The sequence below is a fragment of the Pseudoclavibacter sp. JAI123 genome (assembly GCF_013409665.1).
Taxonomy (GTDB): Bacteria; Actinomycetota; Actinomycetes; order Actinomycetales; family Microbacteriaceae; genus Pseudoclavibacter.
In genome coordinates this window covers 1,772,612-1,785,139 of the sequence record NZ_JACCCM010000001.1, presented here as the reverse complement: position 1 = coordinate 1,785,139, position 12,528 = coordinate 1,772,612, and the positions used below count along the sequence as shown (strand labels likewise).

General features: G+C 68.8%; 11 protein-coding genes and 1 tRNA gene. 7 read left to right on the top strand and 5 right to left on the bottom strand.

All coding sequences use genetic code 11. The features are described from left to right. Positions 1-6 precede the first annotated feature (6 nt). Positions 7-1,671 (bottom strand): arginine--tRNA ligase, encoded by a 1,665-nt coding sequence (gene argS, locus HDC34_RS08385; RefSeq protein WP_104312158.1) that lies wholly within the window; start codon positions 1,669-1,671, stop codon positions 7-9. A 57-nt stretch (positions 1,672-1,728) separates the two neighbouring features. Further along, entirely contained in the window at positions 1,729-2,520 is a 792-nt protein-coding gene (locus tag HDC34_RS08380; protein WP_179556534.1) for a transglutaminase family protein, read from the bottom strand. A 130-nt stretch (positions 2,521-2,650) separates the two neighbouring features. Between HDC34_RS08380 and HDC34_RS08375 the strand changes: the two genes are divergently transcribed. The 4 genes from HDC34_RS08375 to HDC34_RS08360 all read left to right on the top strand — a co-directional run bounded on the left by HDC34_RS08375 (position 2,651) and on the right by HDC34_RS08360 (position 6,051). Continuing rightward, a tRNA-Arg gene (locus HDC34_RS08375) sits at positions 2,651-2,723 on the top strand. Between the two features lie 160 nt (positions 2,724-2,883). After that, a complete protein-coding gene (locus HDC34_RS08370) occupies positions 2,884-3,171 on the top strand; it encodes an FmdB family zinc ribbon protein (RefSeq protein WP_179556533.1) in 288 nt (95 codons plus the stop codon). Between the two features lie 35 nt (positions 3,172-3,206). Further along, entirely contained in the window at positions 3,207-4,460 is a 1,254-nt protein-coding gene (gene fmdA, locus HDC34_RS08365; protein ID WP_179556532.1) for a formamidase, read from the top strand. Between the two features lie 73 nt (positions 4,461-4,533). After that, positions 4,534-6,051: an SDR family NAD(P)-dependent oxidoreductase gene (locus tag HDC34_RS08360; protein WP_374757227.1), complete on the top strand. Its 1,518-nt coding sequence runs from the start codon at positions 4,534-4,536 to the stop codon at positions 6,049-6,051. Positions 6,052-6,129: 78 nt separating this feature from the next. Here HDC34_RS08360 and HDC34_RS08355 read toward each other — a convergent pair whose 3' ends face one another. Together HDC34_RS08355 and HDC34_RS08350 are read right to left on the bottom strand one after the other, a co-directional pair. After that, on the bottom strand, positions 6,130-6,960 hold the full coding sequence (locus tag HDC34_RS08355; RefSeq protein WP_179556531.1) for a siderophore-interacting protein: 831 nt from the start codon (positions 6,958-6,960) through the stop codon (positions 6,130-6,132). 77 nt (positions 6,961-7,037) lie between these two features. Next, entirely contained in the window at positions 7,038-7,340 is a 303-nt protein-coding gene (locus tag HDC34_RS08350) for a DivIVA domain-containing protein (protein WP_179556530.1), read from the bottom strand. Between the two features lie 257 nt (positions 7,341-7,597). On the opposite strand from HDC34_RS08350, the gene HDC34_RS08345 reads away from it, so the two are divergent. The 3 genes from HDC34_RS08345 (at position 7,598) to HDC34_RS08335 (ending at position 11,044) form a co-directional block, all read left to right on the top strand. Next, on the top strand, positions 7,598-9,688 hold the full coding sequence (locus HDC34_RS08345; protein WP_179556529.1) for a TPM domain-containing protein: 2,091 nt from the start codon (positions 7,598-7,600) through the stop codon (positions 9,686-9,688). A gap of 88 nt (positions 9,689-9,776) precedes the next feature. Then, a complete protein-coding gene (locus HDC34_RS08340) occupies positions 9,777-10,532 on the top strand; it encodes a PspA/IM30 family protein (RefSeq protein WP_104312165.1) in 756 nt (251 codons plus the stop codon). Between the two features lie 116 nt (positions 10,533-10,648). Continuing rightward, on the top strand, positions 10,649-11,044 hold the full coding sequence (locus tag HDC34_RS08335) for a Fe-S oxidoreductase (RefSeq protein WP_104312166.1): 396 nt from the start codon (positions 10,649-10,651) through the stop codon (positions 11,042-11,044). Between the two features lie 22 nt (positions 11,045-11,066). Here HDC34_RS08335 and HDC34_RS08330 read toward each other — a convergent pair whose 3' ends face one another. Then, the gene (locus HDC34_RS08330) at positions 11,067-12,518 is read right to left on the bottom strand and encodes an amidase (protein ID WP_179556528.1); all 1,452 of its coding nucleotides are present in this window, start codon (positions 12,516-12,518) and stop codon (positions 11,067-11,069) included. Between the last annotated feature and the right edge of the window lie 10 nt (positions 12,519-12,528).

Sequence of the window (12,528 nt, the reverse complement as noted above, 5' to 3'; positions counted from 1 at the left end):
CGGAACTCACATCCGCTCTGGCGCGGAGACCCCGAGCATCGTGAGCGCAGAGCGCAGGACCGTGCTCGTGGCGTCGTTCAGCCAGAGGCGCGTGCGGTGCAGGTCGGTGATCTCGTCGTCCCCCCGCGGAATGACGCGGCAGCTGTCGTACCACCGGTGGTAGAGCCCTGCGAGCTCCTCCGCGAAGCGCGCGACGCGGTGCGGCTCGCGCAGCTCGGCGGCCGCCGCCACGACGCGCGGGAAGTCCTGGAGCGCGCCGAGCAGCGCGGACTCGGACTCGTGGTCGAGGAGGGACGGCTCGAAGGCCGAGCGGTCGACGCCGGACTCAGCCGCGTTTCGCCCCACGGCGCACGTGCGAGCGTGCGCGTACTGCACGTAGTAGACGGGGTTGTCGTTCGTGCGCTGCGCGAGGACATCGAGGTCGATGTCGAGTGTCGAGTTGGCGGATGAGCGCACAAGCGCGTACCGGCCCGCGTCGACCCCCACTGCGTCGACGAGGTCGTCGAGCGTGACGATCGTGCCAGCGCGCTTCGACATGCGAACCGGCTCGCCGTCCTTCACGAGGTTCACCATCTGGCCGATGAGGATCTGCAGGTTCACGCCGGGCTGGTCGCCGAAGGCCGCGACCATGGCCATCATGCGTGCGACGTACCCGTGGTGGTCGGCGCCGAGCATGATGATGCACTGGTCGAAGCCCCGCTCGCGCTTGTCGAGGTAGTAGCCGATGTCGCCGGCCATGTAGGTCGGGCTGCCGTTCGAGCGCACGACGACACGATCTTTGTCGTCGCCGTATTCCGTCGTGCGCAGCCACTGCGCGCCGTCCTGCTCGAAGATCTGACCCTGCTCGCGCAGACGCTCGATGGCGCGTCCCACGGCGCCGGACTCGTGCACCGAATCCTCATGGAAGAAGACGTCGAAGTCGACACCGAAGTCGTGGAGCTTCTGCTTGATCTCGCCGAACATCTGCTCGACGCCCTTCGAGCGGAAGACTTCCTGCTGCGCCTCCCGATCGAGCTCGGCGAGCCCGTCGCCGTAGGCCGCAGCCACCTGCCCCGCGATGTCGGAGATGTACGCGCCGCCGTAGCCGTCCTCCGGCGTGCCCTCGCCGAGGTAGGCGGCGAGCAGCGAGCGGGCGAAGCGGTCGATCTGCGCGCCGTGGTCGTTGAAGTAGTACTCGCGTGTCACGTCAGCGCCGGCAGCGATGAGCACGCGTGCCAGCGAGTCGCCGACCGCGGCCCAGCGGACGCCGCCCATGTGGATGGGGCCCGTCGGGTTGGCCGACACGAACTCCAGGTTGATCTTGACGTCCGCGAGCGAGTCGCCATTGCCGTAGGCCGCACCGGCGTCGACGATGACCTTCGCGAGCGAGCCAGCCGTGGCCGTGTCGAGCGTGATGTTGATGAAGCCGGGGCCGGCGACCTCGGCGCTCGCCACCTGCGCGTCGAGCACCAGCTGCTCGACGATGCTCGCGGCCAGCTCACGCGGGTTCGTGCCGACACGCTTCGCGAGCCGCATCGCGACGTTCGAGGCCCAGTCGCCGTGGTCGCGGTTCCGCGGACGCTCGAGCACGATGTCCGCTTCGGGGACCGTGATGCCTGCCGCGCCCTCGAGGGGTGCGAGCGCGGCGTTGACAGCGGTGGTGAGAGCCGTGACGAGAGCTGGAGAAGTCATAGACCACCCATCCTAGAGCCGAGACGGGCGCTCCGGCGGCGCGAAGGAGCGCCGGGGTCAGCCCAGCTGGACCCGCTCGGTCCAGTCCTCGAGGATGACCTCGCTCGACGTCGCGTTCACGTGGAGTTTCGAGAGGCGGAGGTTCGCAATGGTGTTGCTGAGGAAGGCGGTGTCGGCGGCATCCCGACCGCTCGCGATGCGCTGCATGAGGCGGCGCGGCGCCAGGTGGGTGGCGTCCACGACATACCAGGCTCCGTCGACGAGCACCTCGACCACGGCGTGGAAGTCCATTGGCACCAGGCCGGGAGCGTAGACGGACACGAGCCGTGCCGGCAGGTCGTTGGCGCGCAGGAACGCGATGGTCAGGTGCGCGAAGTCTCGGCAGACTCCCTGGCGCTTCAGGAACGTGTCTCGCGCGCCGTCGGTCGGCGCGCTGGAACCCGGCACGTAGCTGATGTTCCTCGAGACCCAGTCGACGACCGCATCCACGAGCTCGAAACCCTGCTTGCCGCGGAACATCGAGCGGGCCGTGGGCCCGAGCAGGTCGGACTCCGCGTAGCGAGAGGGGCGGCGGAACTGGATGAGATCGAGCTCCTCCGGCTCGTTCGCCTGCGCGCGTCCGAGAACCGTCGCGCTGTAGCGCATCTCGATGTGCCTGGCTGAGGTCGTCACGCGGTGCAGCCGGCACTCGGAGCGGTCGATCGACTCGATGACCTCGAGCGGCTGTCCGTCACCCGTGATCGTGAACGTCTCGCTCTCGAGGCTCGCCAGCGTGTGGGCGGCTATCGAGAACACGAGGTCGGCTTCCCCGTCGAGTTCGAGGTCAATGGCAGATTCGATCTTTCGCATCACCAGCGGATTGTGTCACGCCGTCATGGCGTTCCAGCACAAGTGTGTGCGGCCTCGCAGGGTGGCGTCGGGATGCCCTCTGGCCCTGTTAGTATTGGCCCCGCGTTGCTGAATGCTCAGCTCCGCGCCCGCCTCCGTAGCTCAGTGGATAGAGCACCGGTTTCCGGTACCGAAGGTCGCAGGTTCGACTCCTGTCGGGGGCACATCTCGATGTCGCGAGGCATCACGCACGGCCCGGTTCTGCAGCGCAGAGCCGGGCCGTCTGCGCGTGGGCCGGGACCCATCGACCGTCGACATGGCACCGTTGACAGCCGTCGCGACGCAGGGCTACGGTCAGCAGTACCTCGACGAGGGGAGGCAAGGATGCCCACCTACACATACCGATGCGCTGACTCGCACGGCTTCGACGAGGTGCACCCGATGACCTCAGTCCCGGATGCTTCCACCTGCCCTGAGTGCGGTGGCGACGCGCGGCGCCGGCCCGCCGCCCCACACCTCTCCGCCGCTGCCTCCTCCGCCTACGGCCTCCTCGACGCCGCGGCGAGGTCCGCGCACGAGCCGCAGGTCGTGAGCTCGCCTCCGGGGACACCCCGTCGACCCGGTACCGGCGTCACCCGCAACCCGCTCCACGCGAAGCTGCCACGACACTGACGTCGTGGGGCTCGCACCAACGAAAGGACCGCCCCATGCCAGACGTGCTGTTTCCCCTCGATTCCTCGAAGAAGTTCGAGGACCAGGAGAAGATCGGCCACAACCGGTGGCACCCGGAGATCCCACCGGTGGCCACCGTGAAACCAGGCGACGAGTTCCGAGTCGACTGCCGCGAGTGGTTCGACGGCGCGATCGTCAACGACGACTCGGCCGAAGACATCCTCAACGCACCGCTGCTCACGGTGCACAAGCTCAGCGGCCCGTTCCGCATCGAGGGGGCGAAGCCCGGCGACCTGCTCATCGTCGACATCCTCGACGTCGGTCCTATCCCGCAGGAGAAGGGCCCACTCGCGGGCCAGGGCTGGGGGTACACCGGGATCTTCGCGAAGCAGAACGGCGGCGGCTTCCTCACCGATCAGTTCCCGGACGCGTACAAGGCGATCTGGGATTTCAGCGGACAGACCGCAACTTCTCGCCACGTGCCTGGGGTGTCCTTCACCGGGCTCATCCACCCAGGGCTGATGGGCACGGCTCCGTCGGCGGAGCTGCTCGCGACCTGGAACGCCCGGGAAGGGAAGCTCATCGCGACCGACCCGAACCGTGTGCCGCCGCTCGCACTGCCTCCCGAGCCGCAGTTCGCGGTGCTCGGCTCGCTCCCCGACTCGGAGTTCGACCGCGTCGCGGGTGAGGCCGCCAGGACCGCGCCCCCGCGGGAGAACGGCGGCAACCAGGACATCAAGAACCTCTCGAAGGGCACCCGCATCTTCTACCCCGTCTTCGTGGACGGAGCGAACCTCTCGATGGGCGACCTGCACTTCTCCCAGGGCGACGGCGAGATCACCTTCTGCGGCGCCATCGAGATGGGCGGGTTCATGGATGTGCGGGTCGACGTCATCAAGGGCGGCATGGACACGTACGGGGTCTCGGAGAACGCGATCTTCATGCCAGGGAACGTGGAGCCGAACTACAGCGAGTGGATCGCGTTCAGCGGCACCTCCGTGACGCTCGACGGGGAGCAGCGCTACCTCGACTCCCACCTCTCCTACCAGCGAGCATGCCTGCACGCCATCGACTACCTCACGAAGTTCGGCTACGCCCCCGAGCAGGCCTACCTGCTGCTCGGATCGGCGCCGATCGAGGGCCGTCTGTCTGGCGTCGTGGACATCCCCAACTCCTGTTCCACGGTGTACCTGCCGACGGCGATCTTCGACTTCGACGTTCGGCCCTCCGCACGCGGGCCGCATCAGATCGACCCGGGCATGGGGGCGCCGAGGGCCGTCGCCTCCTGAGAGGACCCGCCCTCATCTGGGGCCGCGGGTGGGCGCATGTGGCGCGCCTGCCCGCTGGCCTCTACAATCTCGTGTGCCTTCAGAGACCCCAGACGAGACGCCCACGGCGGCGCCCGACGATGCGACCATCGCGAGCAGCGCTCCGGAGCGCATCGGCGAAGCCGACCTCGCGACGACCCTGCGGGTGCTCGAGCAGCTGTCCGCGTACGACCGCGAGGACCCGGACTTCATCGCCGTGCGACGCGCGACGGCCCAGTTCTTCAAGGACGTGAAGCGGGTGGGACGCGCCGCGAAGCGGCAGCGCATCGCGGACGCCGACAAGGCGGTCGTCGCGGCGACCGCGACCGGCGCGCCCGATCGCATCGACGACGAGACCCGCGGCATCCCGATCTCCACCTCCACGACGACCCCGAGCGCGGGCGAGCTCCTCAAGCCACGCGCCTGCTACATCTGCAAGCAGCCCTACACGGTCGTCGATGCGTTCTACCACCAGCTCTGCCCCGACTGCGCGGCGTTCAGCCACTCGAAGCGGGATGCACGAGCCGACCTCACGGGGAAGCGCGCGCTGCTCACGGGCGGTCGCGCGAAGATCGGCATGTACATCGCGCTGCGTCTCCTGCGCGATGGTGCCCACACGACGATCACGACGCGCTTCCCGCGCGACGCCGTGCGCCGCTTCTCGGCGCTGCCGGACTCCGCCGAATGGATCGACCGGCTGAAGATCGTCGGCATCGATCTCCGCGACCCGGCTCAGGTCATGGGCCTCGCAGATTCGGTCACCGCTGCCGGGCCGCTCGACATCCTCATCAACAACGCGGCGCAGACCGTGCGTCGCTCCCCCGGTGCCTACGCGCCGCTCGTGGAGGCTGAGCTGGCGCCGCTGCCGGACGGCCCGCTCCCGGAGCTCGTGACGTTCGGGCACACCAACGACGCGCATCCGCTCGCCCTCGCGGAGTCGGTTGCGGCGCACCCGATTCTCTCGTCTGCTGCCGGTCGAACCGCGGAGGAGCTCAGCGCCGACGCGATGGCCGCGGGCTCTTCGTCGCTCGAACGCCTCGCCGCCGGCACCGCGATCGACGCCGGCGGACTCGTGCCGGACGAGCTGCACATCAACTCCTGGACCCAGCACGTCGACCAGGTCGAGCCCATCGAGATGCTCGAAGTGCAGCTCGCCAACATGACCGCCCCGTTCCTGCTGGTCAGCAAGCTGCGTGGCGCGCTCAAGGCATCGTCGGCTCGACGCACCTACATCGTCAACGTCTCCGCGATGGAGGGCGTGTTCGGTCGTGGCTACAAGGGCCCAGGTCACCCCCACACGAACATGGCGAAAGCCGCACTGAACATGCTCACGCGCACAAGCGCGAGGGAGATGTTCGAGAGCGATCGCATCCTCATGACCGCCGTCGACACCGGCTGGATCACCGACGAGCGGCCGCACTTCACCAAGATCCGGCTCGCCGAGGAGGGCTTCCACGCTCCGCTCGATCTCGTCGACGGAGCCGCACGCGTCTACGACCCGATCGTTCGAGGCGAGACCGGCGAGGACCTCTTCGGCGTCTTCCTGAAGGACTACAAGCCGGGCTCCTGGTAGCAGGCGGGGCTGGCGTCCACCCCGCCAGCACGGCCGACCACCGGAACTGCCCGCCGAGCCAGACGGACGGTGTCTGGACTAGAAGATCTGGCCAACCGGCTCGCGCTTCTCGCTCTGGAAGGCGTCCTCGGTCCGGCCCGCCGCCCAGTAGCCGGACAGGGAGAGCTGCGATAGGTCGATGCCGCGCGCGGAGAAGTTCTTCCGCAGCCGCTTCATCTGCTCGCGCTCGCCGTGTGCGAACACCTGAACTCTTCCGTCCGGGAGTTCGAGTTCTTCGACCGCGGCTGCGAGCAGTTGACGGTCGAAACCGCCGTGCTCGCCCCGGTGGATCCAGGTGACGGTGACTCCCGTCGGCGCTTCGAGCTGGATGTGGTCCTCGTCCCCGCCAACCTCGACGAGCACTGCGCCCTTGGCGTCGTCCGGCATCGCCTCGAGCGTGCGGGCGATGGCCGGGAGGGCGGATTCGTCACCGCAGATGAGGTGCCAGTCGCTCTCGGGCAGCGGGGAGTAGGCCCCGTGCGGGGTACTTGCGACGATGACGTCGCCCGGATTGGCGTCTCGGGCCCAGGGTCCGGCCACCCCAGCGTCGCCGTGCACAACGAAGTCGACCGAGACGGTTCCGCTCGCACGGTCGATGCCGCGGACCGTGTAGGTGCGACGGACCGGCACCTGGTCGATCGGGAGCGTGGCCCGGAGCTCCTGCAGGTCGAAGGGGAGCTCGAGCTCGCCGATGCCTGCCCCGAAGTGCAGCTTCAGGTAGGTGTCGGCGTGCTCGAGATCGAAGTCGTCGAGGTCCGCGCCGGAGAAATGGACGCGGACGAGCGAACGGCTGAGGCGCTCGGTCCGCACCACCGTCAGACGGACGGTGGGTCCGCGCTTGCGTGGCTTCTGGACGACGGCTTCGGTCACGTGGGGGCTCCTGACGATGGGGGTATGAGTTAGGACAGCCTAACAACCCTCGCCGGGAACGGGTGATGGAACCGGGTTCACGACCCCTTGGCGTCGGTGGCGTCCTCCGAGCGCTTGTAGCGCGCGATCGCATCGGCGAGCTCCTCCAGGAACACGTCGACCTCTTGCGCCGAGTATCCGCGCTCATAGACGCGCGAGGTGAACTTCACCGCCTCGACTTCATGGGCTCCCGCGATCTGGGCTTCCTCCGGGTGGCCGCTCTCGAACGCCTCCAACGTCGCCGCTGCCTGGTCGAGAAACTGGTCGACCTCCTGCACGTCGTAGCAGCCGTCGAACTTCAGCGCGTTGAACCGCTTGGTGCGTACGTCTTCACTTCGCACGTTGGACCTCCTGTGTCTTATGTGAAAACCGGACAAGGTGCGCTTGTCCGGTGCACGACAATTCTACGGAACTCCATGCGGAATCACACATCGACGCCCGATCGTCACCAAGTGCTCACGTTGGCCACCACCACGATGCCAGACGTTCCCCACGTGTTCACCGGCACGGCGACGACGCGCACAACAATCACGTTCTTCACGGCTTGGTCCCGCTAGCGTTACGAGCGAGGCCGCTGACCGGCCAGAAAGGGGTCTCCGTGCGTCGTGCGCTCTCTCTGCTCGGCATCGCTGCCGTTGCACTCCTCGGGACGAGTGCACCAGCATCCGCCGAGGTCTCTCCGATCACTTCCGCTGCCATCGCGCCAGCGACGAGCCCAGGGGCCCCCGACGGGCACATCTTCGACCCCGACGGGCTCGTCACGGGTGAGACCGCCGACATCGAGCAGGCGATCTCGGCGCTCGAGGCGGACTCCGACTTCACCATGTACTTCGCGATCGTCGATCGATTCTCGAACCCGAGTGAGGGGTTCGACTGGGCGAGCGAGTTCGCGTCCGTCAACGACCTCGGCTCTGAGGCGGTCATCCTCTATGTCGGCGTCGATCAGCTCGACTTCGGGCTCAACACCGACAGCACCTTCCCTCTCGGAGACGGGGCGCTCCGCGACATCGAGACGCAGTCCATCGCACCCAACCTCGATGCTGGCGACTACGGCCAAGCCGCCGTCTCTGCCGCCGACTCCCTCCGCCAGGAGCTGACAGGGGCAGGAGGCGGGTCGGCCGGAACCGCCCCGAGCATCGATGCGGGGCCGATCTTCCTCTTCGTGGGCGGATTCATCGTCGTCGTGGCCCTCATCATCCTGGTCGTCGTCCTGATGGCCCGGCGCAAGAAGAAGCAGGGACAGCGGGCAACCCAGGCTCAGCGCACGGCGCAGCTCGAGCAGCTGGCGCAGCGCGCAGCAGGCGAGCTCGTCAGGGTCGACAACCTCGTGACCGCCGCCGACCAGGAAGTGAGCTTCGCCGAGGCGCAGTTCGGTCAGGAGCCGGTCGCCGAGTACCGGGCGGCCGTGGCGGATGCGCGCGAGCAGCTGCGACGAGCGTTCGACGTTCAGGGGCAGTACCTCGACGCGACCCCGGAGCCGGAGCCCGCCAAGATCCAGATGAACGAGGCCATCTTGGGTTTCGCGAACCAGGCCGAGCAGCGCGTCGCCGAGCAGGCCGCGCGCTTCGAGAAGCTGCGGGACATGGAACGCAACGCGCCGGAACTGCTCAGGCAGGTGCGCGGCGAGCTCGACCGGCTGGAAGGCCAGATGCAGGGTGCCGAGTCGCAGCTGACAGCCTTGCGTGCCCGGTATAGCGCACAGGCGCTCTCGACCGTCGACGATTCCACGCAGCACGCGAGGGAGCTGCTCGCGCTGGCGCGCACGGAGACGGAGAACGCGGACGGCGGTCTTCGTGAGGGCCGGACCGGGCCCGCGGCCGTCGACATCAGTGACGCGCAGCTCGCGCTCGCACGGGTGAGCTCGGTGCTCGGCTCGATCGGCGCCGCAGCGAGCGACCTGGAGAACGCGGAGCAGCTCATCCGCCAGGAGATCGGGGAGCTGGAGTCCGGGCTCGCGCGCAGCTCCCAGCTCGTCCAGCAGGCGTCGCTGCAGCCCGACGTCGCCGCTGCGGCGGCGGCAGCTCAGACTGCGGCCCACGAGGCCATCGGCCGGGCCCGCTCCGGCGGGACGGCAGCGGCCGATCCCCTCCGGACCCTCGGCGCTCTCCGCGAGGCCGACGAGGCGCTCGACACCGCCATCGCATCGCTGCTGCAGGAGCATGAGCGCCTCGCCGGTCTGCGTCGCCAGCTCGACGTCGCGCTGGCACAAGCCCGCTCCGCGGTCACGGGCGGGCTCCAGTTCATCGACGGACGACGAGGGGCCGTCGAGAGCGAACCCCGCGCGCGCATCCAGCAGGCCGAGACCGAGCTCCGAACGGCGGAGCAGCTCGCCGCGACGCAGCCCGAAGAGGCGATGCAGCGGGCTAAGAGCGCGATCAGCCTCGCAGAACGGGCGACCGAGCAGGCCAGGAGCCAGGTGCAGATGCAGCGCAGCGGCTACGAGCAGAGCTGGGGCATGTCGTCTGGCGTCAACTCGAACAGCAACTTCAACTCGGGGCTCCTGGGCGGAATCCTCGGCGGCCTCATCAGCAACAGCGGCTCCTCGAGTCGCAGCTCCTGGGGAGGCGGAAGCTCCTGGGGAGGCGGCTCGAGCCGCCGCTCAGGCGGCTCCTCCGGGTTCAGGTCGTCCGGGGGCTTCCGCTCCTCAGGCGGCGGCTTCCGCTCCTCGGGCGGCGGCCGACGGCGCTGACGCCGCTCCCGGGAGCACACAGCCTGCAACACACCACTTCACAGCACTGCCATCCACCAGGAACCGACCAGCAAGAAGGAAGCACTCGATGTCCAACAAGCAGTCCATCTTCGGACGAATCAGCCAGCTCGTCCGCGCGAACATCAACTCGCTCATCGACAACGCGGAAGACCCGCAGCTCATGATCGACCAGCTCATCCGCGACTTCACCGCGAACATCAAGGAAGCCGAGTCGGCCATCGCGCAGACCATCGGCCAGCTGCGCATGCTGGAGGATGACTACCGCGAGGACGTGCAGGCTGCGTCGGAGTGGGGCAACAAGGCGCTCGCCGCGAGCCGAAAGGCCGACGAGCTCCGAGCCGCGAACGATGAGGTCGACGCGCAGAAGTTCGACAACCTCGCCAAGGTCGCGCTCTCGCGCCAGATCGAGTCCGAGACCGAGGCGCGCACTGCCGAACCGCAGATCCGCGCCCAGACGCAGGTCGTCGACCAGCTGAAGGGCGGCCTCGAGGGGATGCGCGAGAAGCTGCGTCAGCTCGGCGCCAAGCGCGATCAGCTCGCCGCTCGCGCCAAGACGGCCGAGGCGCAGCAGAAGGTCAACGAAGCCCTCGGCAGCATCAACGTCATGGACCCGACCAGCGACCTCGGCCGCTTCGAGGAGAAGGTGCGCCGCCAGGAGGCGCTCGTCCGCGGCCAGCAGGAGCTGCAGACCTCCAGCCTCGACTCGCAGTTCAACCAGCTCGAGGACCTCGGCAAGCTGACCGAGGTCGAGGCTCGCCTCGCCGCGCTCAAGCAGGGGCAGCGCTCCCCCGCCGCCATCGACGCCCCGGAGCAGAGCTTCTAGACCTCGAAACCGGCAGTGTTCGCCGCTGAGACCCGTCGCACACGGTCGGGTCTCAGCGGCGTCCTTCTCCCCCAGCCTTTCCGCGGCACCACAATCAGCGTACGAAGGTCGTCACCATGAACCCCCTCAAGAGCCTGTTCCTCGACTCGCCGATCTCGCGACTCGGCTACCACGCAGCGACCGCCGTCGGTCTCGTCGTCGGAGTCCCGCTCTCGACGGGCCGCGTGGAAGTGCACGACGGGCTCATCGTCTGTCGCGGCCTCCCGAAGTGGGCCTTCCGCCGAGGAGGGACCTGTGTCGGCCGTGTCTATCTGACGCGCGACGTCGTCGGCGAGCGGGTGTTCCGTCACGAACGCGTGCACGTCGAGCAGTGGAAGCGCTACGGCTTCCTGTTCCCGCCCCTCTACTGGCTAGCGGGTTTCGACCCGCTCAAGAACCGCTTCGAGATCGAAGCCGGCCTGGAAGACGGCAACTACCTGCCGCCACGCCGGCGTCCAGCCCCGCGCGGCTGACCGGACGCGAGCACGTCGCCGCTCACCACGTAGGCGGGTGCCGCCTCGGCCAGTCCAGCTCCCGCTCGAGCTCGGTCGAGAGTCGAAGCAGCGTCACGTCGTCCCCGGGGCGCCCGATGGCCTGCACGCCGACCGGTAGACCGCGCGCTGACCCCGTCGGCATCGTGATCGCCGGCAGCCCGGTCACGTTCACGTACGAGGTGTACGGGGTGAACTGGCACTGCTGCTCGAAGTTCCGCTCGCCGTCCTCCGCATCGAACCATCCCAGCGGCCTCGGGGTCATCGCCAGGGTCGGGGTCAGCACGACGTCGAACTCCGAGTACTGGGCGATCATGCTGCGCTCGAACGCACCGAGGGACGCGAGCGAGGCGGCCAGGTCCGCCGCCGACTTCGTCCTCCCGACGCCGACCAGCCAGCGTGTCAACGGCTCAAGCGCAGCAAGCGCTTCCCCCTCGAGCGGGATGGTGGATGCTCCCGCTTGCCAGACCGTGCGGAACGCCTCGAAGTACTCGGGCGCATCCACCGGGGTCGCCGGCACGAGCTGGTGCCCGAGCCGGACGAGGTGCTCCTTGGTCGCCTCGAAGACCTCGGCGACGCCATCGTCGAGGTCGATGGCGTAGGTGGTCGACCACGGCGACCACGTGGTGAAGCCGATGCGGAGTCTCCGGACGGGCGCCTCCAGCGCGTCGACGTAGGACCGCTCTCCCGCCGGGGCCGTCAGCGCGCTCCGGTCAGCCTGGCCCCCGTCGGCGCGGCGGGCGATCATGCCGTCGAGCAGCAGCGCTGCATCCGCTGTTGTCCTCGCGAGCGGCCCGGCGACGGGCAGTCCGGCCAGCGATCCGACGCCGGACCCGTCTGGCACACGACCCCGACTCGGCTTGAGGCCGACGAGACCGCAGGCCGCGGCGGGGATGCGGATGGAGCCGCCACCGTCGGAGCCCGGCGCGAAGGGCAGCAGCCCCGCCGCGACCGCCGCGGCGGCTCCACCCGAGGAGCCGCCGGCACCGAGCCCGGACCCCCATGGGGTGACGGCCGGGGCGGCGACCGCATTCTCGGTGTACGCGGGAAGCCCGAACTCTGGAGTGTTCGTCTTGCCCAGACTGATGCCGCCCCCCGCATCCATCGTCTCGACCAGTGCCGAGCTCGCCTCAGGCACGTGGCCCGCGAAGGCTCGAGAGCCGAACGTCGTCGGCACGCCAGCACGTGCCTCGAGGTCCTTGTCCGCGAACGGCATGCCCCAGAGCGGGGCTGAGCGCCTGTCGGCGCGCTGCGAGCGAGCCTCGGGATCCTGCTCGAGCTGACGCGCCCGTTCGAGTGCGCGTTCGCGCGTCACGGTGATGAACGCGCCCGACCTGCCAGCATCGGCGTCGATCCTCGCGAGGTAGGCGCTCACGAGGTCGACGGGCGAGAGGTCGCCAGCGGCGATCAGCTCGCGTTGCCGCATGGCACCGAGTTCGTGCAGCGGTTCGCTCATGGTGCGCCTT

What these genes read in the sequence shown, in the direction of transcription:
- HDC34_RS08370 (WP_179556533.1), top strand. Translation starts at nt 2,884, where the DNA reads ATGCCCACCTACACATACCGATGCGCTGACTCGCACGGCTTCGACGAG.
- argS (WP_104312158.1), bottom strand. Translation starts at nt 1,671, where the DNA reads ATGACTTCTCCAGCTCTCGTCACGGCTCTCACCACCGCTGTCAACGCC.
- HDC34_RS08380 (WP_179556534.1), bottom strand. Translation starts at nt 2,520, where the DNA reads ATGCGAAAGATCGAATCTGCCATTGACCTCGAACTCGACGGGGAAGCC.
- HDC34_RS08330 (WP_179556528.1), bottom strand. Translation starts at nt 12,518, where the DNA reads ATGAGCGAACCGCTGCACGAACTCGGTGCCATGCGGCAACGCGAGCTG.
- HDC34_RS08335 (WP_104312166.1), top strand. Translation starts at nt 10,649, where the DNA reads ATGAACCCCCTCAAGAGCCTGTTCCTCGACTCGCCGATCTCGCGACTC.
- HDC34_RS08340 (WP_104312165.1), top strand. Translation starts at nt 9,777, where the DNA reads ATGTCCAACAAGCAGTCCATCTTCGGACGAATCAGCCAGCTCGTCCGC.
- fmdA (WP_179556532.1), top strand. Translation starts at nt 3,207, where the DNA reads ATGCCAGACGTGCTGTTTCCCCTCGATTCCTCGAAGAAGTTCGAGGAC.